Origin of the sequence: Oceanobacillus jordanicus (assembly GCF_022095695.1) — a bacterium.
GTDB lineage: Bacteria > Bacillota > Bacilli > Bacillales > Amphibacillaceae > Oceanobacillus_B > Oceanobacillus_B jordanicus.
Genome location: NZ_JAIFZM010000023.1, coordinates 1 through 24,041, shown reverse-complemented (window position 1 = coordinate 24,041; position 24,041 = coordinate 1). Strand labels below are relative to the sequence as shown.

The window sequence follows — 24,041 nt, the reverse complement described above, 5'->3', positions numbered from 1 at the left end:
GCATACTCTCCTCCTTCATAGGGGGGGATTTTTATGCATAAATACATCATTAGAAGAATACTTGTTTTTATACCGATGCTTATCATGCTGTCCATCATTGTGTTTGCCCTAGCCAAAGCAGCGCCGGGTGATCCTTTTACCGGTAAGATTCTTGATCCAACTGTTGATCCTGAAGTATTTAATGAGCAGCGAGAAGCACTCGGATTAAACGACCCTATTCCTGTCCAATACTTCCGCTGGGCGACATCCATGGCAAAAGGGGATTTTGGGGAATCAATGTACTATAAAGGTCGTGATGTTCAAAGTCTTATTAGTGAAAGAATTGTCAATACCGTTTACTTAGGTTTATTTGCTCTTGTCATCACGTTAGTTGTGGCAATACCAATTGGGATCTATTCGGCAAAAAACCCCTATTCCCCTCTTGATTATAGTGCTACCACTTTTGGGTTTCTAGGGTTGGCTATTCCTAACTTTTTCTTTGGTCTAATTGCCATTTATGTATTTGCTATTAAATTGGGTTGGTTTCCAGCACAAGGAACCATCTCTAACATACACATTACAGGCTTTTCTGAGTTCCTAAACCGTATCCATCACATGGTGCTCCCAGGAATAACGCTTGGGCTTGCAGGGACCGCAACCTATATGCGATATATGCGATCAGAAGTACTTGATGTACTTGGCAGTGATTATATTCGAACAGCAAAAGCTAAAGGAATGAATGATCGTAATGTGTTGTACAAGCACACCTTACGAAATGCTATTATTCCAATCATCACGTTAATGGGGTTTGAATTTGGTGCATTACTAAGTGGTGCCATTATAACAGAACAAGTTTTCAGCTACCCTGGACTCGGAACCTTGTTTATAAACTCTATTACAAATAGAGACTATCCTGTTATTATGTCGATCACACTCCTATTAGGTGTAGCCATTCTTATTGGTAACCTGCTGGCAGATATTTTTTACAGTATTGTCGATCCTAGGATCCGCTATGATTGAGGTGATATGATGTGAAAGCAAACTCTACGGAAGACATACAAGTTTCATCCACCCAGAAATACAATCAGAGTCCCTTTACATTGGCAAGGAAACGATTTTTAAAAAACAAATTGGCCCTTGCAGGTATTGTGGTCTTAGTTATTTTTATTTTGGCAGCTTTATTTGCCCCTCTCTTAACAGAACATGACCCTACAAAAGGGGATCTTATGCTTATTGAGAAGCCACCTTCTGCAGATCATATACTCGGCACAGATGGCTCTGGTAGAGATAACTTTGCACGCCTAATTTACGGTGCTAGAATTTCACTTACAGTTGGGTTTTCTGCTATGTTATTCACCCTTATAATCGGTGTCGTTACTGGGGCAGTAGCAGGTTACTACGGTGGAAAAGTAGATAATATGATAATGCGTGCCGCTGATCTAGTATTAGCATTACCATTTCTCGTTTTAGCTCTTACTATTATTGCCATTCTTGAAAAAGTAACGGTGGGCATTTTCGTAACAGTTATTGCTATAACGGCCTGGCCGACCTTAACGAGAATTGTGCGGGGGACCTTCCTATCGTTACGTGAGCAGGAATTCATTCTTGGTGCCAGGGCAATTGGGGCGAATGACCTGCGGATTATTTTTAAGCATTTTATTCCAAATGCCATTGGGCCAATTATTGTAAATGCAACGCTTTTAATGGCGACGATGATTATAGTAGAATCAGGGTTAAGCTTTATTGGAATGGGCATCCCGCAACCTACTCCTACTTGGGGAAATATGATTTCAGAAGCACAGAACATACGTATTTTACGCGATCATCCAGAAGCTTGGATTCCACCTGGGTTAGCTATCCTTTTAACCGTGCTTGCCATTAACTTTATTGGTGATGGGCTTAGAGATGCATTCGACCCTAAAAGCAACAGGAGATAAGGGCCTGTGAAACGTTTTGTAAGAACTAATATAGGGGATATAAGAACTTCCGCTACTTTAATAGTGGAAGTTTTTTCTTTTATCCATACATGTTACGCTATGGATATTCTCATAATAGGAAAAGTGCAGCACATTTGCGCACTAAAAGGAAGTGAAAAAAATGCCATCATTAAATGCAGCAGTTCAATGGAATAATGTTACCTTTTCTGTTAAAGGAAAAACCATCATACACAATCTTACCGGGACTTTTTATGAAGGGAAGATCACCACGCTTGTAGGGCCATCCGGAGCTGGTAAGTCCACCTTATTCAAATTATGCAATGGGCTACATACAGCCGATACAGGTGACATACTAATCGCGGGAAAAGAAATTGCTTCCTATCCACCTGTTGAGTTAAGAAGAATGGTTGGTTTTGCCTTGCAAGATGCAACCATGATTGACGGAACAGTATATGAAAACCTTGCTATGCCCCTAACTTTACAGGGCAAGGATCTTTCAGAGGAAAAGGCACAAGAATTACTGCAGCTCGTAGGTCTGCCGATTACTATTTCTACCCAGAGCACAAACGACCTATCAGGTGGCCAAAGGCAAAAGCTATCGATTGCTAGAACACTCGTAAACCGCCCTTCTATATTACTTCTAGATGAAATTACTTCTTCTCTAGATAGAGTTTCCCAACAAGATATTGAAGCGTTAATTGTAAGGATTAATAAACATTATGGCACGACAATTGTGTGGATTACACACAATCTTCAACAAGCGCGAACAATCGGGGATTATACATGGGTGTTAATAGATGGACAACTCATTGAATCTGGAGAAAGCTCTCTTTTAGACGAGCCTGAAAACAATGAAGTCAGGCTTTTTGTGAAAGGAGACAATTCATGAGTTATCTATCACTGGCTATTACACTAATCTTTGTTATTATTCCTCTTGTATTATCTAAGACATTAAATTTGGGACTTGAAAAAGATACACTGATTGCTACAGTACGATCTATTATTCAGCTTCTCGCTGTAGGATATGTTCTGCAAATTGTTTTCGAGTCGGAACATCTTATCTATATCCTACTTATGATTATTCTTATGATAGCTGCAGCAACACAAAACGCTAGAAAAAAAGGCGTACAAATTAAAGGGATTACACGGAAGCTTGTCCTCACCTTTATTACAGTTGAGATACTAACACAAGGAATTCTACTAGGCCTAGGCATAACACCTGCCACTGCCCAGTACATTATTCCGATTAGTGGTATGGTTATCGGAAACTCCATGGTGCTTTCCATATTGTTTCTAAATCGTTTTATATCAGAGGTAGAGTCAAAATCAAAAGAGACCGAGCTTATTCTTTCCCTTGGTGGAACGCCGAAGCAAGCAGTCCATAAACAATTAATCACATCGATTCAGGCAAGCACCATCCCGACAATTGAGAGTCAGAAAACAATTGGACTTGTGCAGCTTCCAGGAATGATGAGCGGGCAAATTATAGCTGGAGCAGACCCTGTACAGGCAGTTTTATTTCAATTACTGATCCTTTTTCTCCTTCTAACGACAGCCGTTGTGACAAGTATTATGCTAGGATATTTATCCTATCCCACCCTTTTTAATGAGCGCATGCAATTTTTAAAACTAGAAGCTAAGAAATAAGGATAGAAGTCTTCTGTAAAAGGGAGACTCCTATCCTTTTTTATATGCTCTTTCCCATATTTAGTTAGCCTTATTACTCATCCCCACCCACTACTTGGCCATCCAAAATATACTATTGAAATTACTACTATGAAATAAGTAGGAGTATGAGGATTTTAAACGCTCTCTAAAGAGAGAGAAAACGAGAAGAAGTTTAATGATGCATCTAGTGTAGAAAGAGTATTTTAGCAATTCAATCTGAAACTACACCAATTGAAATTAAAGAAATCCTCATCCGCTCATGCTATAATACATATAACCAGAGATGGAGGTGATCGATTTGGACCCTTTAGATATCATGATGAATCAAGAGCAAGTTGTTCCATATTTTTCGCCGATTATTAGTGCCGAAAATCAATTAATTATTGGCTACGAGTTAAAACCCTACTACGAAGATTCTGAAAAGCTCAGTCTAGATTGGTTTTTTAAGGATGATTCCATTCCGAGCGAATTTCGTCTGGAATTGAACACGATTATTCAACAAAAAGCCTTAGACCTCTTTTTCAATACAGAACAATCAACGCTTTTATTTATAAATTATAATGCAAAATTATTATTAAATGATAATGGAGAAACATTACTAAATCTATTGCAATCATACGCAGAACGAGGTTTAAACTTAAACAGGCTCGTTCTAGAGCTATCTGCAGACTATGTGATCAAACACATTGACTCTTACAAACACCTACTAGCCTATATCCAAACACTTGGTATACGTCTGGCAATTGATGATGCAGGGAACCAAAATGGAAACTTGGAGCGATTAGCAATGATTAAACCAAATATCTTAAAAGTAGATACCTCTTTTTTAGAAAATGATGCATTACCACATCTTTATCAAGATGTGCACCATTTACTCTCTATGTTCTCAAGAAAAATTGGTGCTACACTGCTGTTTAAAGGCATAGAAACATTCCAACAATTAAATTATGCTTGGCGAAATGGTGGGCATTACTACCAAGGAATTTACTTCGCAAAAGAGTTGCCTGAATTTGTAGCGACAGATTGTTGTAAGGAGAAAATAAAAAAAGATTTTCACCATTTCATCACATTCGAACAGAAAAAGATGAAAGCTCAGCTTGATTTGACTGAATCAATAAACAATCAACTAAGTAAAAGCCTGAAAAAATTAAACACAGAAGACCATTATGATAAAACAATACTCACCATTGCTAATGACTGTGATCCTATTACATTCCGTGTTTACATATGTAATCAAGCTGGATACCAACTTTCCTCCAACGCAGAGAAAAATAGTGATGGCGAGTGGAAACTACATTATGAAGGAAGGCAAAAGAATTGGAGCTGGCGCCCTTACTTTTTTGAAAACATTGTCCGCATGAACATCGAGAAAAAAGGCATACTCTCCGACCTATATACAGATATTGAACGAGATGAACGTATAAGAACCTACTCTTTCCCTATGTCAGAGGATGTATTTATTTTTATTGATATCCCATATGACTTTTTATATGAACAAGAAGGTCTTCTATAATTTATTAATTTCTGCTAAATCGAGTCCAAGCCAAATTTTCATTTGGCTTGTGGGACTCCATTATTTAGAAGGTATTTTCAAATTTCCGGCATTCTGAATATCTACCTCCACATTAAGGTCCAGTTTTAAAGCTAAATAATAGTTTGATCGCCAATTCTTCAGTTTGTCTCGCGGGATCTCCTTTCTAAAGTATTGACCCATCCCAAAAATATCAGCTTTATTCTTTTGAGACTTTTCTAATAACCCTTCTAGACGACCCATGAGAAGTTTATCCAACTCTTTCTTTATTTTTTCTGCTGATGGATTGTTTTTCGTTTCGAGTATCATTACTTTAAACGAAATATTTGTAGTGAGGTAAGGTTTGTCGTTTTCAAACTTATTCTTGGTCATTAATTGATTACCAAGGATCATCACACTGGCATCATCCAACACTTCTATTTTCCCATTCGTACTGTGTCCACTAAAGGCGTTATATAGCAAAGTCTCATCAGAACTAATTCTACCTACCATTTTCCCGTTTTTTATAACAGCGGAACCCGTATGATTTAAAAAAGTAGTGTCTCCCATTCCTACCAATGGTATGGCAACATCTCTTGTGTAGGAATGAATACTTCTATAAACTTGCCAAATTCTTGTAAGTGCAATCTGTGGTTCCCAGCCTGCGTTTTTTTCAAAGTAATCCAATAATATTGAACCCTCTGGTGCTTTATAATGCGATATCTTCGAAAACAAATCGTCTAAATTACTTTCACTAACAGCTATTAGGGCCTTTGAAGAAATATCCCTAGACCGCATAAATCCAGTGATAAGGTCAGATAGTCCTTTCTCTGCAAGTTCTTTATCTACAATAATTACCTTGATATGCAATAAATCAATGCTACTTTCCATATTCACACTAATTTTATTTACAATTTGGTTAATAGTGTGCCCTTCCTCTATAATAACTTGTGACCCCATTTCGTCACTTTCAGGCCTAGGCACTTGCAGGTAAGCTTTATATTGGTCCCCTTCTCCTGTAATGCCTAAGACCACGGGCATTAAACGGTGATTAATATCCTTATTGTCCCAGCAACCACTTAATAATATGAGTAAGCAGCAAATAAAAGATCCTTTTCTGATTATCATGGCGTGGTTTCTCCCTTTGTTTGCCTTAAACCCAGTATAAGGACGGAGAGCGGCACACCAAATACAACATAAAATCGTAGAGGTGTATTCCAACCAAAGATCATTTCAATCTCTTTCCAATCTGAAATAAACAACGCACAACTAAAGATAAATATTGCCAATAGAATTACAAGAAGTCCCTGGTTTCGTAAAGGTAAAAAAGCATGCATAATTCTAGCAGTTTTCCATAATACAAGCGCCATAAATAATGTAATGAAAATGACCAAACCTAAGAGAAAGAACATGGTTACTCGGTTAAACATAAGCCAAGATAATTGGATTGCATCTACCGTCATAACGTAGGGAAATAAAAAGTTGGAAGAGGTGGCTTGCCCGAATGTCATAATAGGAACGTATACAGAAATTAAAAAGAGTGGGAGAATAGCTATCACACTAAGTAAGACCATTTTAGGACGATAAGGCAAAACAGGGTGCACAAATCCAAGGAATAAAAAGGAACCACCAATAGCGAAAAAGCTCTTATAATAGACGGATTTATTAAAGAAGGAGAAATCATCATTCCATATGGGGTAGATATAGCGCCAATCTACATTCTGAAAAGAAACAACAATGGTGAACAGAATGAGAGGTAGAACTAGTATTGCCAATATTAAACCAGTCTGAAAGATAGCTTTTAACCCTTTATACGCAAGATACGTTGCACTAAATAACAATAATCCCATAATTGCCCATAGAGGTGTCTTCGACAAGAAAATGATCATAATAATCTCGGAGTAAGCTCGAACTGCAATAATATTTATCATCAAAAAGTACACACCTACCGGAAGGAGAAATAGAAATGTCATGGTGGCCCCTGAAGCGGTATAGATAGATACAAGATCTTTGTGAGGAAAGAATTGAAGGCCCGTTAAATAAATGATAACAATTAAGATATGCACGAAAAGACCTATACAAATAGGAATCCAGTGTGCTGCTGTTGTACTCTCTATTATATTTGCCGGGTACAAAAAGAAAATTAATCCCATATGCGTAAGAATATAAAAAACGGTTATTTGAATACTTTTATCCATTTTTTTCTCCCTCCTTCTTCAAGTTGTTTGATAGATAAGAGATCCCAAAAACCTGGATGCTTGCAAGGTGAGCACCAATAAGAAAGATGCCAGCAAGAACTCCCAGTACTCCGTAGATTGCAGCTAAAATTAAAATAATATATTTGAATAGCCTGATAAAGGCTGCGTTTTGAAAACCAATGACGGTGGAATTAGCAATAGTCGCAGCAGCCAAAAAAATGATTAGAATATTACTTACTAATTTTGCTTCCACTACTGCTTGACCTATGATAATTCCACCTACCATTGTTATTGTGGGACCAATACTTTTAGGAAGCCTGATACTCCCTTCGATAATAAATTCCATAATAATAAGCATAAACAACATTTCCACAAAAGCCGGGTAAGGAACACCCTCCCGACTTTGTGCAATAGAGAGGGCTAGCTCGATTTGAAGAACTTCTGGGTTTACTGCTACCAAGGCAACATACAGCCCAGGTACGATTAGCGACACAATAATAGCGACCATCCGAAGCAACCTTATAGCAAGCATCAGTGGATAGGTGAAATTTCGATCATTTTCAAGAATAAATAGATCCCAAATAACCCCCGGTAAAACTAATGCAAATGGGAAATTATCCAAGAATAACGCAACCTTACCTTTGAGTAAGGACTGCGCTGCTTCTTCAGGCAATTCCGTTATTTTAAAAGGGGCAACCACACTACGGGAACGCAAACCCAGCACCTTTATTAAATCCTGAATATTATTGATTTCTTTATCTTGGGACATATCTAGTTTATCCATTATGGCTCTGATCAATTTTGGACTTGCTTTTCCTTCACAATAAAGGAGAGACAACTTTCTATTAATATCCCTACCCATCGTATAATTCTTCACAAGAAGATTTGCTGTAGGTAATTGCTTTCTTAAAATCCCGATACTTATATCTACTTCTTCTGTAAAAGCTACTAAGGGACCTTGTAAAACCTGTTCATTTTCTGATGATTCAACAGCTCTTGATAGGCTTTTGCCTATTGGTTTTAAAGCAACAACATTTGCTTTAGACTTAACAAGGACGAGGAGATTTCCTTCGATGACAGAAGAACTTATTTCTGCTATATTCTTTTTTTTCTCCCCATTATTATTTAATCGCATCAGAATTTCTTTTTTCGTTGAATTTCTCTCAAACTTATCTTCCAAAGCTTCAATCGACTTTGGGAGATCAATAAGGCTCGTCAATCCCATTAAAACAATGTCGATGCCTTGTATATTTTGTGGCATCAAAAAAAAGTCATCATTATCTTTAAAAGTTGCTTTAATTTCAGATAGTAAAGAATTCATAAAAGCAAACCCTTCGTCTTTTCTACTATTGTTCCCTACTGTCCTCTCATTATTTATGAAAAAAAGTCTTTGACCGGGACTCTATGAGTCGATCAAAGACTTCTTCAAAAACTACATGTATACAAGTCTGTTAATGCCTTAGAAATTGTTTGTAAACCCATTAAACAGTGAAAATAACTTTGAAGGTGCTTTCACTTCACATTCTTACCAATCAATCCCTTTCAATTCTTGCTTCTCAAGTATCTCGTTTGTACGAGAAAAGGGTTTACTTCCAAAGAAACCACGATAAGCAGATAATGGACTTGGGTGTGGCCCTTTTATTATATAATGCTTATTTGTATCAATTAGCGCCTCTTTTTTCTGAGCCGCTGATCCCCACAGGATGTATATTACTGGGGTCTCTTTATCATTCAACGTCTCGATCACCCGATTTGTAAACCGCTCCCAGCCCATACCTCTATGTGAATGCGCTTGTCCCTTTCGAACCGTTAAGACATTATTTAGGAGCAATACTCCCTGTTCTGCCCAATTGATCAAATACCCATGATTTGGTATGGGGAGATCTAAATCATCCTGCAGCTCTTTAAAAATATTTCGCAAAGATGGTGGAACACTTACCTGTGGGTTCACGGAAAAACTTAAGCCATGTGCCTGGTTAGGACCATGATATGGATCCTGTCCTAGAATGACTACTTTTACTTTTTCATACGGGGTGAAATGAAGCGCATTAAAAATGTCTTCCTTCTTTGGATAAACGGTGTGCTTTGCATACTCCTCTTTCAAAAATGTTCGTAGCTCTTGGTAATAATCTTTTGAGAATTCGTCTTGAAGCAATGGAGCCCAGTCGTTTTTTAGAATATCTTTTCCCAATCTAACTTCTCTCCTTTGTAGTGTTTATTATTTCCGCCAATTACTAGTGAGAAGGTTCTGTTTCTTGTTCTTTCCCTGTTGATGCGTTCATTAAAACGACACCACCAACGATTAGGAGCAGCCCTACAAACGTAATTGCATTAAAAGGATCCTGCCAAATTGCAATACCAAGTATAGCTGTTAATGCTGTACCTACTCCGGACCAAATGGCGTAAGCTAAACTAAGAGGGAGTTCTTTAAGAGAGACTGATAAAAAGTAAAATGCTGAACCAAACCCTACCACAACTCCAAATAGGGGAAGCATTTCTGTAAATCCGTTAGATAATTTAATCATCGTCGTACCGAATACCTCACTAATAATCGCAATGGATAACGCAATATAACCCTTTTTCATTATTTATCTCCTCTATTCTAATGGCCCGGATTAGCAAGCCTAAGTAAGACAACGCCTGTAATGATACATATAAGTCCCGCAACCTTTTTTAAATTTAAGTTCTCTCTCCAAAAAACAACTCCTACCAAGGTAATTAAAGCCGTGCCAAGCCCAGCCCATATAGCATAGGCGTTACCCAGAGGGAGTGTTTTTAAGGCAATGGATAAACAATAAAAAGCAAATCCCATTCCGACAATAACCCCTATCGCTGGAACTAACCTCTTAAATCCATTGGAAACTTTAAGCATGGAACTCCCAAAAACTTCAAATAAAATAGCCATTGTTAACCAAATATACGCGTTCATCTTTACACCACTTTCTTTTCCCTTAAACTTTGATTGCAAAAAACTGCTAAATAAATGGCCTATTATTACTTCCGGTCAGCCGTTTTATTTTCTATCAACATCCTAATCATAACGGTTGGGCTGTTTTATTAGCAAGCATCCTATTTGTTTAAATGGTGATACTACTTACTGGTACGGCATGTGCCATAACTCGATGTAGGGGGAGATTGAATGGAAATTCGCGAAGGCTTTATTCCAACCACACTAGGAACAGCCGTCACAACGACAGGCTATATTCTAAAAAAGCAAAAGAACGCCAATGACATGCTAGCAAACACCATTTTCGGCTTCGGATTAGCCCATGTGGTCTTAGGGACAATTGACCTCATACAACATCGACGTTAACTAAGTGGAGGAGAACTTCTCTAAGGTTCTCCTCTTTTTTTATACTCAGAAATTATATGGAACTTCCTCCCTTTTCTTGATCATAGAAAGGGATTTTTCATTTCTATGGATTATCCTTCAATGTTGATCTGAACTTTATATTATTTGGTTTATTTTTTTTAGAAAGAGGAAAGAAACTACTGAACAATAAAGGAGAGGAGAATATTTCATGTTTTACCATAAGAAGGAACTTCAATTTGATGCCAAACCAGACCGCCCAGATCCGGTATTTGCTAAAAAACTGCAGGAAGTTATAGGCGGTCAGTATGGTGAAATGTCAGTAGCCATGCAATACCTCTTCCAAGGATGGAATACTAGAGGAAACGAACAATATAAGGATTTAATTTTGGATACTGGTACGGAAGAAATTGGACATGTTGAAATGTTAGCAACGATGGTTGCAAGGCTTTTAGACAAAGCACCAGTTCAAGCACAGGAGGAAGCAGCGAAAGATCCAGTTATCGGTGCAGTTATGGGTGATATGAATCCACACCACGCAATCGTATCTGGAATCGGAGCAGCGCCCGAAAATAGTGTAGGTGTACCTTGGAATGCAGGATATATTGTGTCTAGCGGAAATTTACTTGCAGACATGCGCGCAAACTTAAATGCAGAATCACAGGGTAGACTTCAGGTTGCTAGACTTTATGAAATGACAGATGATCGTGGTGTTAAAGAATTACTTTCTTTCCTTTTAGCACGCGATACAATGCACCAAAATCAGTGGATTGCAGCCATTAAAGAACTAGAAGCAAAAGAAGGGGTTATCGTCCCTAGTACTGTACCAGCAGATTGGGAAGCAACAGAATTTTCTCATCAGCTAATTAACTTCTCTGAAGGAAATGACAGTGAAAAATTAGACTTTGTTGGTAAACAAGCTCCAGACGGTGCAGCAAACTTTGAATATGTAAGCAAGCCAGTTTCACATGGTGAGAAGCCGGTGCTTAATCCAGCACCATCTTATATGCACAACACTCCTCCAAACGAGGATAAAATGTCATAGAACGTAACCACTTTGAAAAACCAACTAAACGAAGGAGGAATTATGATGCAACATGGTAAAGCACTAGCAATAAAAGGTGTAATGTCTCTCGTTGTCCTCTATTTAGTTTTAGGAGTTGGGTTTGGAATTACGTTTGGTAATGTACTACTTATTACCCTAATTCTTGGCGTACTTTCCTATCTACTAGGAGACGTGTTTATCCTACCTAAGACATCAAATATGATGGCAACAATGGCAGACCTTGGCATGGCCTTTGTAATAATTTGGCTTTTAGGAATGGCTTTTACAAGTCTTTCTGTAGGTTCAATGGCATTAGCAGCTGTTATCGCAGCCATCGTTATGGCTTTAGGTGAATACTTCTTCCATATCTACATTCTTAAAAAAGATATCGGATTTGGTAATAGGTACCGCACATCTCATAATTATTAAAGTAGAAAGACTATCCAATTCAATTTGGATAGTCTTCCTCTATCACCATTGTCCATTACACTAATAGAATATGTCCTTAGACTAAACTGAAGCATTGTTTAAGCACGAATCTCCAAAATCGAGTCTCTTACTGATTTCATGATTTTCTCAAACGCACTTCCTGCTTTATTTGTATCCCGCTCTTTAATTGCTTGAAGTAACGTTTCGTGGTGGGGGTAGCTTTCGTCAAAAATATCCTCTTTTCCAAAAGGTCTATTCCAAAACCTATGAAAGGTTTCCCAGACTGAGTCGATCATGCTCTCCAGCATGGTGTTTTTAGATGCACGATAAATGGCTTGATGAAAGCTTGCATCAGCATGGTTTGCTTCGTCTCTTTTCTCTTCATTGATAAATTGAACATAACTTTTTAAATGGGCCTGCATTTTTTTAATATCTTCTTCATTCGCTGCGTGTACAGCTAATTGGACAGCCTTTCCTTCCAACGCCTCTCGTACCTCTAGCACTTCCAGCAGAAAATTCTTTTCATCCTCTACTTCAAAGGATAGTTGAATTTGGAAAGGCTTCATATCTTTAATAAAAGTTCCTTTACCGTTTAAAACCTCAATAGCTCCTTGGGTTTCCAATAGTTGTAGAGCTTCTCTTAACGACGACCTTCCAATTTGAAGAATTCCTACCAATTCAGCTATGGACGGTAGTTTATCCCCACTTTTAAGTTTCTCTCTTTTTATATACCTTTTAATTTCTTTTGCACCAATTTCCGATAATCGTTTCTTTTTAATTGCTTCCATTTTTCACCTCAACACCGCTCATTGTATAGCTACTATACTCTTCCTCTACTTTATCATAAAAAACTTCTCAATTATTAATTATCCGAAAAATCCAACCTTTCATACAGGTTGAAAGTATGATACGATAAAGTGAAACTTCAATCAGTGGGAGTTTTTGGAGTTACACCGGAATAATTTCATCAACTTAGGAAGGGGTTCATACAACTTGTCATACACAGATGAACAAATATGCACACACTCTTTTGACACACCTGAAAAGCACCACGGGGCGGTCTCCCCTCCCATTTATCAAACCAGCTTATTTGCGTTCGAAACTTTTGAAGCGTTTACAAAAGCACAATCTGCTGAAAGAGAAAATTACGTATACACACGCGGAGTCAATCCGACAACCGAAATTCTCGAGAGAAAACTAGCCATGCTTGAGCGTGGGGATAGGTGTAAATGCTTCGGTTCGGGGATGGGGGCCATCAGCTCGGTATTCCTCTCTCTCCTTCAAAAAGGTGATCATGTGTTATTCGTGAACACGATCTACGGACCGACACAGGAACTAGTAGAGCATCTTAACCGTTTTGGAATTGAACATAGTTTCGCAGGGGAAGAAGTAGAAGCCGACATTCAACCAAATACCAAGTTAATTTACGTTGAGAGCCCAGGCACGATGACCATGAAAGTAGTCGATCTGAAAAGTATTTCTACTATTGCAAAGCAGCATGGGATTATTACAGCAATTGATAACACATGGTCCACTCCCATTTTCCAAAAACCGTTAACGTTAGGTTTTGACCTTTCTATCCATTCCTTAACGAAATACATTGGCGGACACAGTGACGTAGTAGGCGGAGCAGTGATAGGGGACGAAGAATTAATCGATCAAATATCTAAATATGGATTTCAACTCAATGGATCGGTTATGTCTCCACATGATGCCTCTTTAATTCTAAGAGGCTTACGGACCTTACCTATAAGAATGAAACAACATGAATATAATACGCTGCAAATGATTAACTATTTAAAGACAAAGGAGGAGATCACTTCTATACACCACCCGAGTTTACAAACAGACAATCCTATCGTAAAAGAGCAAATGGCCGGTTTTTCCGGACTATTAAGCTTTGAATTGAAAGAAGGGACCTTTGAGAAAGTTGCCTTATTCATCAATCAAATGAAGGTTTTCAAAATTGGCGTTAGCTGGGGAGGGTACGAGAGTTTAATTAATGCACCAATAAAACGTGATAATGCTTCTAATCTCGAAGCACAAGGAATAAGCCCCGGACTAGTTCGGCTTTCGATTGGACTAGAAGGGCCTGATTTATTAATCGCTGACTTAGAAAAAGGATTTCAAGCCGTGCAAACGATTAAATCTTACTAAAGGGAGAGATTTAAAATGAGTCAAAATGAAGTGAGACGACCTACCGTCGGGATGGCCATGGTTCCTATTGTCCTCGCACTCGCAATTTTTATTATTGGGATTGGTGTACTGAAATTTCAAGCTGAGTTGATGCTTATTTTCGCAGGTGTCGTATTCGCAATATTTGCTGGGCTATACGGTCATAAATGGGAAAAAATCATTACCGTGATGGGAGAAAAAATCAAGACTGCTTTGCCAGCTATTTTAATTTTATTCAGTATTGGTCTGCTTATTGGAACCTGGATGATTTCAGGAACTATCCCGTTCTTCGTTTATTACGGTTTGGAAATCATTGATCCTGCTTATTTATATGTACTAGCATTTTTGGTTACGGCCATCGTCTCCACCTGTACAGGAACCTCATGGGGTGCTGCCGGGACCATTGGTGTTGCGCTTATGAGTATTGCCCAGACAATGGATCTTTCATTAGCGGTTACTGCAGGTGCTGTCGTTTCCGGTGCGTATTTCGGAGATAAGCTTTCTCCTTTATCGGATACAACCAATATGAGTTCACTTGCTGCAGGTTCCAACTTGTATGAACACATAAAACATATGCTATACACCTCTGTTCCCTCATCTATTGTTGCTATCATTGTTTTTTATTTTGTTGGGCTTCAAATAGACTCATCACCTGGTCAGTTAAACAGTATAGATGAAATGCTGACAGGAATTCGTGAGCTATTCATCCTTAATCCCGTCGTCTTGCTTCCAGCAGTCATCGTGATTACGGGATCACTTATGAAAAAAAATCCATTGATCGTTCTATTTTGTTCGGCTATAACAGCTATGCTCATCGCACTTTTCTTCCAGAGTGCCAGTGTTGCTAATTTGTTCACTGCAGCTGTTGAAGGATTCAATATAGAAATGCTCGCAGTTTCTCCAGACCTTATTTCAGAAGATATTCAGGAACTACTAAACCGTGGTGGCCTCTACTCGATGTATAATGCGACGTTCTTCGTTTTCTGTGCCTTCTTTTTCGCATCTGCATTGGAAGTCTCACAAACACTTAACGTTATCCTTGAAAAAGTTATTACGTACCTAAAATCCATTGGAAGCGTGATTTTCGCCTCCCTCATAACTGGATTTGCGGTTATTAATTGTACATCAAACGCCCTTGTAACGTATTTCTTGATCAACGACATTTATGGCGATGTATATAAAAAACGGAACCTTCACCCGACGAACCTATCTAGAAGCATGGAGGATTCAGTTACCATTACGGAAGCTCTCATGCCCTGGACAGTTTCAGGTGTATTCATGGCTACGACACTTGGTGTAGGAAACTTTGAATTTCTCCCATGGGCAATTTTCAACCTAGGTGGCATTGTGTTTTCTGCTTTATATGGTTTTCTAGCCCCTTATACAAATGGATTTGGCATTAGAAAATTAGATGAAGATGTTAAAGAAGATGAAACAAACCAGGAAGCAATGTAGTAGTATACCGATAACAAGGTCTTACCAATTTAGTCGACAAACCTTAAAGTAGTCTACAAAAAGCTGTACCCAACATTTAGGGTACAGCTTCTTGTATTGATTTCTATTCTAAGTTAGCATGCTTTCCATACATCTGTTTTGAGTTAAGCTCTTTCTTCTCCATAAAACGCAGAATTACAGCATCATAAAAGAGTAAGGAGGTTTGTTCAAAGAGAGACCCCATCGGTTGGATGGTTTCATATTGGCCATCTTCCTGATCTTTCGGCGCACCTGGAAGAACAACCGTAAGATCAGCAAATCGTCCAATCGTTGACTGTGGTGATAACGTTACGGCTGCTACTTTGCCACCTAAACTTTTGGCTTTTTCCACAATGGGTACCAATGTTTGTGTTTCACCAGATCCCGTTCCTACAATTAGCAAGTCACCTTCTTGCAGATTCGCGGTAACCGTTTCTCCAACTGCATAGGCATCAATTCCCATGTGCATCATGCGCATGACAAATGATTTACCCATAAAGCCAGAACGTCCTGCACCAGCTACAAATACTTTATTAGCTGCAACGATAGCCTCGACTAATTTCTCAGACTCTTCTTCTGAGATAGATTGCGTTCTACTTTCTAGTTCACGGATAATCTCTTCAAAGTATTGCGTCGTTTTCATCTTCCATTATCCTTTGTTAATTAGTTCTTTAATTTCGGCTGCCGCCGCTTTTTTATCTTCTTTTGAAGTGATACCGCCACCTACAATAACAAGGTCTGGCTGAGCTTTAACTACTTCCGGAAGTGTCTCAAGCTTAATCCCACCAGCAATCGCTGTTTTCGCATTTTTAACAACACCTTTAATCGTACGTAGATCCTCAAAAGAATCCTTGCCTTCAGCTTGCAGGTCATAACCAGTGTGAACACAGATATAGTCTGCACCAAGCTGGTCAAGCTCTTTAGCACGCGTTTCGATATCTTTCACTGCAATCATGTCTACAAGAATTTCTTTTCCTGCTTCTTTTGCTGCTTCCACCGCTCCACGAATAGAGCTATCTTCAGCTGCACCAAGGATCGTAACAATATCGGCACCAGCGTTTGAAGCTTGCTCTACTTCATAACCAGCTGCGTCCATAATTTTCACATCAGCAAGTACCGTTAAGCTTGGATAAGCTTCTTTTATTTTACGAACAGCCTCATGGCCAAATTTGTTAATAATAGGTGTTCCAATTTCTACAATATCAATAGAATCTTGAACTTCAGATACAAGTTCAATCGCTTCTGGTATGTTTACTAGATCTAACGCTAACTGTAATTTCATCTTTAAAAAATCCCCTTTACGTCATAATAATTCACAACATGAATAGAATGCTCAAAAGCTAATTGATTTACTCAGCTGCTTAAAAAAGATTATACTTTCTATAAAATGAATTGAAAAGTACGCACTTTCATTACAGATAGTGCAAAAAAGTATACTGTCCAACTCCATTTAATTTAAAGAAAGGGATTGATAAACTTGCCTAATTTCGCTGAAAAGACCTTTAACTGTGAAAAGGAATTAACTCTTTCTGTCATAGGTGGTAAATGGAAAATGCTAATCATTTGGCATTTAGGAAAAAAAGGAACGAAACGCTTTGGTGAGTTAAAAACCCTTATGCCTGGGATCACCCAACGAATGTTGACGAATCAACTACGCGAGCTTGAAGCGCATTATATTATACACCGCGAAGTCTACCCTGTTGTACCACCAAAAGTAGAATACTCACTAACAGAGTATGGAACTCGACTAATGCCTATTTTGGATGCAATGTATGAATGGGGAAAAGATTACATGGAAGAAGTGTTACATGAAGACAAAATGATTAAATAATAACACAAAACCACTACCTGACTTGAAGTGTAGTGGTTTTGCTTCTTAAAGCGAAACATCAATCGACTTTCCAGTCCCAACGCTTTTTTCTGTTTCTATATTTTCAGGAGATGAAGTAATATCAATTGTTACATTGCTGATTTGTTCTGAAGGTGGGTGGTCTTCATTTAACATGTATACCAACGTGGCATTCTTTGGTGTCGTACTGGTGTAATCTCCGTCTGTCCTGCCACTAAACATATCATGAGCAGTTAACTGATGGCCATTCATATCCATTGTGGTGCATGCAAAACAGAACTGAAGGGGAAGATCACTTGTGTTCTGCAAAACGGCGTCCACTTGCAAGAAACTCACCTCATCACCCGAAATACCGGCTATCGACTCTTCTGTTACTTCTCCACTGACAAGACTGACATTTTTAATTTCTATGTTTATAGGACCTACCTTCACATTGCCTGCTTCTGTTGCTTTTTCAATTGTAAAAACACCAGTCGCATTTTCCACTATCTGACCCGGATTGCCATCCACCGCAAATTGCCCTCGTGGATAGTGATTAAACGTATCAGCTGGCTTTTCCGTTTCTTTCTCTGTAGCTACTGCCCCCTCTGCCTCCGTCTCTTCAGGAGCCGTTTCACTTTTCGACTCCTCTTCACTTTTAGTCTCTTCCTCAGCTTCAGGTCCGGGTTCTTCGGTTTCTGGTTCGCTCGCTCTCTCTGTATTTTCTGCCTTTTCTTTGGCATTTTGGTCTTTGTTCTCATAGTCAGAACTGGCGGATTCTGCTTTATCGCTTACTTCATCTTTATCGAGAACTATTTCTTCTTTCTTCAATTCTTCCTGCTGGCTAAGCTCAGCCATTGAAACCTCTTTTATGTTTTCCTGCTGATTTAAGTCACAACCTACTAACGTTATAGTAGCCATAATCCCTATAGCTACAAAAGATTTGTACAACCTATTTCCCCCTAATATCTTATGTATCTTTCTACTAGCATATCAAACTAGTATGACGGGAAACAAGAGGTCCTCCACGTTCAATCTTATACCACTGTATAGAATTGTTAGTATAAGAACGAGCTACTACAGAGCTATACCAAGACACGGATAATACATTTAACTTCATTTAACTTCTACTAATTGACATATCGAATAAAGCCGATATATAATATGGCCTATGGAAACAATCGATGTGTTTAAGGCGCTATCAAACAAAACGAGACTTAACATTTTACAGTGGTTGAAGGAACCAGAGAAGCATTTTCCTAAACAAGGGGCTCACCTGCCAAAGGAGGTAAGTTACAAAGGGGGAGTATGTGTAGGAGACATTCAAGAAAAAGCCGAAGCTTCTCAATCTACGGTCTCTCACTACTTAAATATGATGCAGAAAGCTGGTCTTCTTGAATCTGTTCGATATGGTCAGTGGACGTACTATCGAAGAAACGAAGAAGCCATTCATCAGTTTACTGAATTTCTTAAAACAGAAATCTAAGTTGGTTGATTTTTGTTTTTTTACCATTATATATCGATTATTCTAGATATCTAAATATAAAGAACTTAGGAGGAAATGATTTAATGCGTTACATTTCGTATATATTAGCATTATTAGCAGGGACTGCGCTCAGTTTTGAAGGGGCTATCTATGGTGAATTAGGGAAAACGATAGGAAAGCTGGAAACTAGCTTTTACAACTTTTTGGTGGGTTCCATCATCCTTGGTTTACTTTGGTTATTCTTTGGAAAAGGTAAACTTTCGTATGTCGTAGAAGCACCTAAATGGACATTGCTTGGTGGTGTCTTAGGCGTTGTTTATTTAACGTCAATTGTAATTAGTGTTCCATTTGTTGGCGTTGGAATAACGATGGTTGCAGTAATTATTGGTCAATTAGTTATGAGCATAGTGATTGAACATTATGGCTGGCTCGGAAGCAAGAAATCTAAAATCAATAAAGAAAAAATATTAGCTGTTATTTCAATGGTAATAGCTCTTATTTTAGTTTACTAGGAGGTCTGAAAGTGGGTATATTAATGATCCTATTCACCTTTATAGGTGGTCTTACATTAAGCGCACAGTCTGCTGTTAATGGCACATTCGGTCGTAAAGCAGGAACAATTGAAACGACACTGTTAACTTTTATAACTGGAACAATGTTTCTAGCAATTTTAATACTTTTTTTTGGAAATGGAAATCTACTTGCCATTCTGGAAGTACCTAAATGGCAATTAAGCGCTGTATTTTTAGGAGTGTTGTTTTTACTTTTTATTATAGCCGCTGTCCCTAAAATTGGGGTTATTGCAACAAATATTACGGTTATTATTGGTCAGCTTGTTATCGGTATTCTTATTGACAATTTCGGCTGGTTCAATAGTTTAGTAGTTCCTCTAGATAGTAAACGTTATGTTGCATTACTATTTATGATCATTGCACTTTATTTTATCTATAAAGGAAATAAACGTACCAGCGAAGAAGACGCCTCGTAACATAAAAAAGGACTATCAAATTAATTAACAATTGATAGTCCTTTTTAATGCCTACGATAGATAACAAAATTCGTTATTTGTTGATCCTTAAGCCTATTTTATATTCATTTTGAGCGTCCTTATATCGTTTCGCTGTCTGTTTTCTTTCTTCTAAAACGATAGAACACGAGGTAAAGCATTGGTACCATAATTAAGGTTAAGATTGCCGAGAAGAGAATACCAGATATAATTGTCACGGCAAGTGGTGTAAAGAGAGCATCTCCACTTACAGCTACTGGAATTAAGGCAACAATTGACGTAATGGCGGTTAACAGAATTGGTCGTAGTCGTACACGTCCAGACTCAATCACTGCTTCTTTTACATCCATTCCTTTTTTCAAGGATTGTTCAATAAATTCGATTAACACAATCGAGTTTCTCACCACAATACCCGTGAGCGATACCATTCCCATCACACCTAGAAAACTAATTGGTGTTTGGGTAACAAATAAGCCGAGTATGGCTCCCGATATTGCCAGGTATACTGCAACAAGAACAAGAAACGGTAACGAAAGGGAGTTAAATTGAAACGCAATTAATAGGTACACTAGGAAAAGCACGATAATAAAGAGTACAGTAATTTCCATAAAGAAATCACTTTGCGCTTCGTTTTCTCCACCTAATGTAATACTATAATTAGAATCATCAAGCTGCTCCCTTTGTTTTTCTACAATTTCACTTACGTTTGCTTCATAATTCTCCTCATTTTCCGGAAAGGCTCGAAGCGTAATGGAACGTTCGCCATCAATGTGCGGAATGATTTGCAGTTTTTCTCCCTCTTTTGGGGTCACAAGCTCATCCAGCGAAATAAGTTCTGGTGGGCCATTTGTCGAGGCAGCAGGAACTTCTAGTTTAGAAAGATCAATCGTATCCTCGCCATCAAGTAAGATCTTCATATCTCGTTTAACTACACCGTCATCAAACGAGCTAAGCGGAATTCCCTCTGTTGCTAGTCGTATTTGCTGACTAATTTGGTTAATGCTAATGCCATTCTCTTCAAGCTCCTCGCGGTTCGGAACATATTCTATTGATGGTTCAAATTCACCTACATTATCAACAACAATATCAGTCTCTAATCCTTCAATATCTTTCGTTAGTTCATTTCTCAGTTCAATTAATTGCTCTATCTCAGGACCGCTCACTGTAACGGTGACAGGAGCTCCAACTGGTGGGCCCTGCTGAATCGTATCCATAAATATCTCAGCGTCAGGGTATTCACTACGAAGTTTGTCTGTCCAGTCATCAATTAGCCCTTGCGTTGTTTGATTTTCCCGATCTACTCTGGCTACAATCTGACCAGTATTCTCACCAGTCCTCGATAGTGAACTATTAAAGAGGCCAGGAGTACCTGTACCTGTAAAGACACTTGTTTCATATACACCGTCATCTGTTTGTAATCTTTCTTCCATGTCTTGAAGCACATCGTGCGTCTCATCAAGAGGTGTGCCGATTGGTAGTGTAATGTCTACCGTTACTTCTTCCTTATCTGCTGGTGGGAAGAATTCAAATGGCGTTAACAAGACTAACCCGAAGATCGCGGTTGTAAAAATAAGCCCAATAATAGAAACAATAAGTGGCTTTTTAGAAAACTTATTTAAAAGCTTATCGGCATACAAGTCTGCAAGCTTATTTAAAGGCTTTCCAGCAATACCTGGTGCGTCTGACATCGGTTTTTTCGATCGACGGTTAAATAAATAACGAAAAATCGGCACAAAGACTAGTGCTACCAACGTTGATGCAATAATGGTTGATATCAACACTGTTGGTAAGGCGCGGATAAATGCACCGTTTCCTCCGGATAGAAAAATAAGTGGCAGGAAAGTAAATACAATGGCAAGAGAAGAAGTTACGATGGAGACCCAAATCTCTTTCACACCATTTACTGCTCCCATTAATCCTTTGTCCCCAAGTTTGTACCTGCGTTGGATATTGTCATTAATAACAATGGAATCATCCACGATAATACCTAGCGCGATAATAATTCCGATAACAGAAATTTGATTAAGATCAACGCTTGTGAATTGTAATGGAATTAATCCAGTCAAAACAGATATTGGTACAGCAAGTGCTACTACCAATGCACCAGAAGCAGATAGTCCAAGAGCTGCTGCAACAATAACGGCTAATACTGAAATGGCAAGTGATTGGAATAATCCATCAAAAATATTCGTTACAATGGATGCCTGCGAATAATATGACTCAAGTTGCACAGTAGAAGGAAGACCTTCTGCAAGCTGATCCACTTTGGTAGCTACTCGTTCATCAACAGTGGGGATATCCTCGCCTTTTTTCACGTAAGCTGTGAAAGATATAGAAGGTTTCCCTTCAAAGGTGATAAGATCTTCAAGCTCTTTTGAACTAACCTCCACATCTGCAATGTCTTTTAAGTAAACAGAATCGCCCTCTGGATTTTTCCCAATGTAGACTTCTTCCATCTGCTCCAGGGAATCATAGTTATCTACCGAAAGCTGCACCACTTCCTCCTCCATATCTTGCTTACCTAAAGGTGTTGGAGAATACTCATTATTAATGGCAGTTTGCAAGTCACCCGGATTAAGCCCTGCTTCTTTTAACTCCTCCTGCTTTACGCTGATCAGGATTTGTTCCTCAGGTAATCCTTTGATGGTTACACCTGCAACCCCGGGTAATGCTTCTACTTCATCTTTCCAATTGTTCAATTCATTTCCTAAGGAAAGCAAGTTGTCACGTGTATCACTCGTGAGATGATAGGAGACAATAGGTGATTGTGACATCGATTCGTTAACTTCTGGTTCAAGTGCCTCATCCGGAAAGGACGTTGATGCACTGGAAACAGCTTGATTTATGTCTGCAAATACGTCATCTCTACTCGCTCCCTCTTCTACTTCTACCACTACATTAGAAAATCCGGCTGAAGAAGTCGAGTTTAATTCGGCAATACCATCTACTGATCGTAGTGCATCTTCAATTGGGTTTGTAATCGACCGCTCTACAGTGTTTACCGTAGCACCAGGGTAGACGGTGTTAATTGTACCCACATTCGCTGTCGTTTCAGGGATTTCCCGCTGTGGTAGTTGAAAGAAAGTAAACACGCCTAGTATGACAAACAATACAATAAAAAGTATAAAGAGCTTAGACCGCTTTAAAATCCAATCCAACATATTAGAGTCTCCTTTTTTCGTTTTGACTCTTATTTTATAACACAATATCCTTTCACTTATCAATTGATAAGTACGGAATATCATCTTTCTTTTCTTATGCTTGTTCACAAGTAATTGGGATGCAAAAGGGATTTATGTATGATAATAGAGTGGCTATTAGACATGTCATTCACATATCTATAAAAAACCGAACGGCTTCGAATAGTTTTAGATTCGAATGCTCGTTCGGTTTTTTGTTAAATACAATGCTTTGGTTACAGAACTAATATGCAGGTTGTTTGTCATCAGCTAGCTTTACTTAGTATCCCTCTTACGAACTCAATTTCACTACGAATTTGCTTCGCCCTCTTACTTTCATTGCTTTTTAGCAATAAATAGGTCAGATATGTTAGGTCCCTTCGAAAGTAAAATGTTTCATATTCATTTAACAACATATACCTCCTTTCATTCTATGTGCCTCTTTTCTTATTTTTCCTGCACAGAAAAAAATAAACGGTTTATTTTTTTGAACGCTAAAAATAGATGGCTTACGAGCAGTTTATCTAGATTTATACTAGTCCATATAATTCAAGGGCCAAATTTTCTGTTGCTTGAACAACCGCTTGTGAAATTGTGTCGTTAAATTGATCTGGATCTTCTATCTCTTCCCCATCCATTTTCACATTTACCACTCTCATATCTTTCTTTTTGAATCCCACTCGTTCTTTTGTTTTATTACTCTCAAGAGTAATAATATCACGGCCAATTTTCTTAAGTTCTAATTTCAACTCATTTTCAAAGGCATAATCGGTATATGTATCGTCTTCAAAAATAGTAATCATTACATCCATGCTACC

At 38.4% G+C, this 24,041-nt stretch carries 26 protein-coding genes; 14 read left to right on the top strand and 12 right to left on the bottom strand.

Annotation, left to right across the window (positions count from 1 at the left end; all coding sequences use genetic code 11):
• Window positions 1-33 precede the first annotated feature (33 nt).
• From K3T81_RS18480 to K3T81_RS18460, 5 genes are all read left to right on the top strand, one after another.
• A complete protein-coding gene (locus K3T81_RS18480; protein ID WP_106895787.1) occupies window positions 34-999 on the top strand; it encodes an ABC transporter permease in 966 nt (321 codons plus the stop codon).
• Window positions 1,000-1,010: 11 nt separating this feature from the next.
• Entirely contained in the window at window positions 1,011-1,916 is a 906-nt protein-coding gene (gene opp4C / locus K3T81_RS18475; RefSeq protein WP_161464297.1) for an oligopeptide ABC transporter permease, read from the top strand.
• Between the two features lie 160 nt (window positions 1,917-2,076).
• A complete protein-coding gene (locus K3T81_RS18470) occupies window positions 2,077-2,805 on the top strand; it encodes an ABC transporter ATP-binding protein (protein WP_238022101.1) in 729 nt (242 codons plus the stop codon).
• Window positions 2,802-3,563 (top strand): ABC transporter permease, encoded by a 762-nt coding sequence (locus tag K3T81_RS18465; RefSeq protein WP_238022100.1) that lies wholly within the window; start codon window positions 2,802-2,804, stop codon window positions 3,561-3,563. The genes K3T81_RS18470 and K3T81_RS18465 overlap by 4 nt, the downstream gene beginning before the upstream one ends.
• A 319-nt stretch (window positions 3,564-3,882) precedes the next feature.
• Window positions 3,883-5,097, top strand: coding sequence for an EAL domain-containing protein (locus K3T81_RS18460; protein WP_238022099.1), 1,215 nt, complete (start codon window positions 3,883-3,885; stop codon window positions 5,095-5,097).
• A 60-nt stretch (window positions 5,098-5,157) separates the two neighbouring features.
• On the opposite strand, the gene K3T81_RS18455 is transcribed toward K3T81_RS18460, so the two are convergent.
• From K3T81_RS18455 to K3T81_RS18430, 6 genes are all read right to left on the bottom strand, one after another.
• A complete protein-coding gene (locus K3T81_RS18455) occupies window positions 5,158-6,222 on the bottom strand; it encodes a Ger(x)C family spore germination protein (RefSeq protein ID WP_238022098.1) in 1,065 nt (354 codons plus the stop codon).
• Entirely contained in the window at window positions 6,219-7,292 is a 1,074-nt protein-coding gene (locus K3T81_RS18450; protein ID WP_238022097.1) for a GerAB/ArcD/ProY family transporter, read from the bottom strand. Before K3T81_RS18450 ends, K3T81_RS18455 begins: the two co-directional genes overlap by 4 nt.
• On the bottom strand, window positions 7,285-8,613 hold the full coding sequence (locus K3T81_RS18445; protein WP_238022096.1) for a spore germination protein: 1,329 nt from the start codon (window positions 8,611-8,613) through the stop codon (window positions 7,285-7,287). The genes K3T81_RS18450 and K3T81_RS18445 overlap by 8 nt, the downstream gene beginning before the upstream one ends.
• 204 nt (window positions 8,614-8,817) lie before the next feature.
• Complete coding sequence (locus tag K3T81_RS18440; RefSeq protein WP_238022095.1) at window positions 8,818-9,483, bottom strand: uracil-DNA glycosylase; 666 nt, start codon at window positions 9,481-9,483, stop codon at window positions 8,818-8,820.
• 43 nt (window positions 9,484-9,526) lie between these two features.
• The gene (locus K3T81_RS18435; RefSeq protein WP_238022094.1) at window positions 9,527-9,877 is read right to left on the bottom strand and encodes a DMT family transporter; all 351 of its coding nucleotides are present in this window, start codon (window positions 9,875-9,877) and stop codon (window positions 9,527-9,529) included.
• Window positions 9,878-9,894: 17 nt separating this feature from the next.
• Window positions 9,895-10,260, bottom strand: coding sequence for a DMT family transporter (locus K3T81_RS18430; RefSeq protein WP_338044684.1), 366 nt, complete (start codon window positions 10,258-10,260; stop codon window positions 9,895-9,897).
• Between the two features lie 171 nt (window positions 10,261-10,431).
• On the opposite strand from K3T81_RS18430, the gene K3T81_RS18425 reads away from it, so the two are divergent.
• The 3 genes from K3T81_RS18425 (at window position 10,432) to K3T81_RS18415 (ending at window position 12,076) form a co-directional block, all read left to right on the top strand.
• On the top strand, window positions 10,432-10,605 hold the full coding sequence (locus tag K3T81_RS18425; RefSeq protein WP_036577212.1) for a hypothetical protein: 174 nt from the start codon (window positions 10,432-10,434) through the stop codon (window positions 10,603-10,605).
• 208 nt (window positions 10,606-10,813) lie between these two features.
• Window positions 10,814-11,647, top strand: a complete 834-nt coding sequence (locus tag K3T81_RS18420; RefSeq protein WP_119576854.1) for a manganese catalase — start codon at window positions 10,814-10,816, stop codon at window positions 11,645-11,647.
• A gap of 45 nt (window positions 11,648-11,692) precedes the next feature.
• Window positions 11,693-12,076, top strand: a complete 384-nt coding sequence (locus tag K3T81_RS18415) for a DUF2512 family protein (RefSeq protein WP_106895774.1) — start codon at window positions 11,693-11,695, stop codon at window positions 12,074-12,076.
• Window positions 12,077-12,174: 98 nt separating this feature from the next.
• On the opposite strand, the gene K3T81_RS18410 is transcribed toward K3T81_RS18415, so the two are convergent.
• Entirely contained in the window at window positions 12,175-12,864 is a 690-nt protein-coding gene (locus K3T81_RS18410) for a FadR/GntR family transcriptional regulator (protein WP_238022092.1), read from the bottom strand.
• A gap of 205 nt (window positions 12,865-13,069) precedes the next feature.
• Here K3T81_RS18410 and K3T81_RS18405 point away from each other — a divergent pair, with 205 nt between their 5' ends.
• Complete coding sequence (locus K3T81_RS18405) at window positions 13,070-14,233, top strand: trans-sulfuration enzyme family protein (RefSeq protein ID WP_238022091.1); 1,164 nt, start codon at window positions 13,070-13,072, stop codon at window positions 14,231-14,233.
• 15 nt (window positions 14,234-14,248) lie between these two features.
• Window positions 14,249-15,706 carry a Na+/H+ antiporter NhaC gene (gene nhaC, locus K3T81_RS18400; RefSeq protein ID WP_238022090.1) on the top strand — a complete coding sequence of 486 codons (1,458 nt, stop codon included), beginning with the start codon at window positions 14,249-14,251 and terminating at the stop codon, window positions 15,704-15,706.
• A gap of 103 nt (window positions 15,707-15,809) precedes the next feature.
• On the opposite strand, the gene hxlB is transcribed toward nhaC, so the two are convergent.
• Window positions 15,810-16,367, bottom strand: coding sequence for a 6-phospho-3-hexuloisomerase (hxlB, locus tag K3T81_RS18395; RefSeq protein ID WP_238022089.1), 558 nt, complete (start codon window positions 16,365-16,367; stop codon window positions 15,810-15,812).
• Window positions 16,368-16,373: 6 nt separating this feature from the next.
• Window positions 16,374-17,006, bottom strand: a complete 633-nt coding sequence (hxlA, locus tag K3T81_RS18390; RefSeq protein ID WP_036577205.1) for a 3-hexulose-6-phosphate synthase — start codon at window positions 17,004-17,006, stop codon at window positions 16,374-16,376.
• A 195-nt stretch (window positions 17,007-17,201) separates the two neighbouring features.
• Here hxlA and hxlR point away from each other — a divergent pair, with 195 nt between their 5' ends.
• Window positions 17,202-17,555, top strand: coding sequence for a transcriptional activator HxlR (hxlR, locus tag K3T81_RS18385; protein ID WP_036577204.1), 354 nt, complete (start codon window positions 17,202-17,204; stop codon window positions 17,553-17,555).
• Between the two features lie 45 nt (window positions 17,556-17,600).
• Here the strand turns inward: hxlR and K3T81_RS18380 are convergent, their stop codons facing one another.
• Window positions 17,601-18,503 carry a hypothetical protein gene (locus K3T81_RS18380; protein WP_238022088.1) on the bottom strand — a complete coding sequence of 301 codons (903 nt, stop codon included), beginning with the start codon at window positions 18,501-18,503 and terminating at the stop codon, window positions 17,601-17,603.
• Window positions 18,504-18,723: 220 nt separating this feature from the next.
• Here K3T81_RS18380 and K3T81_RS18375 point away from each other — a divergent pair, with 220 nt between their 5' ends.
• The 3 genes from K3T81_RS18375 to K3T81_RS18365 all read left to right on the top strand — a co-directional run bounded on the left by K3T81_RS18375 (window position 18,724) and on the right by K3T81_RS18365 (window position 20,026).
• Window positions 18,724-19,038 carry an ArsR/SmtB family transcription factor gene (locus tag K3T81_RS18375; RefSeq protein ID WP_058951154.1) on the top strand — a complete coding sequence of 105 codons (315 nt, stop codon included), beginning with the start codon at window positions 18,724-18,726 and terminating at the stop codon, window positions 19,036-19,038.
• 83 nt (window positions 19,039-19,121) lie between these two features.
• Window positions 19,122-19,550: a DMT family transporter gene (locus tag K3T81_RS18370; protein WP_238022087.1), complete on the top strand. Its 429-nt coding sequence runs from the start codon at window positions 19,122-19,124 to the stop codon at window positions 19,548-19,550.
• Window positions 19,551-19,561: 11 nt separating this feature from the next.
• Entirely contained in the window at window positions 19,562-20,026 is a 465-nt protein-coding gene (locus tag K3T81_RS18365; RefSeq protein WP_238022086.1) for a DMT family transporter, read from the top strand.
• 119 nt (window positions 20,027-20,145) lie between these two features.
• Here K3T81_RS18365 and K3T81_RS18360 read toward each other — a convergent pair whose 3' ends face one another.
• Together K3T81_RS18360 and K3T81_RS18355 are read right to left on the bottom strand one after the other, a co-directional pair.
• Window positions 20,146-23,205 carry an efflux RND transporter permease subunit gene (locus tag K3T81_RS18360; protein ID WP_238022085.1) on the bottom strand — a complete coding sequence of 1,020 codons (3,060 nt, stop codon included), beginning with the start codon at window positions 23,203-23,205 and terminating at the stop codon, window positions 20,146-20,148.
• Between the two features lie 548 nt (window positions 23,206-23,753).
• A partial coding sequence (locus K3T81_RS18355; protein ID WP_238022084.1) for a hypothetical protein occupies window positions 23,754-24,041 on the bottom strand: 288 nt, incomplete at its 5' end.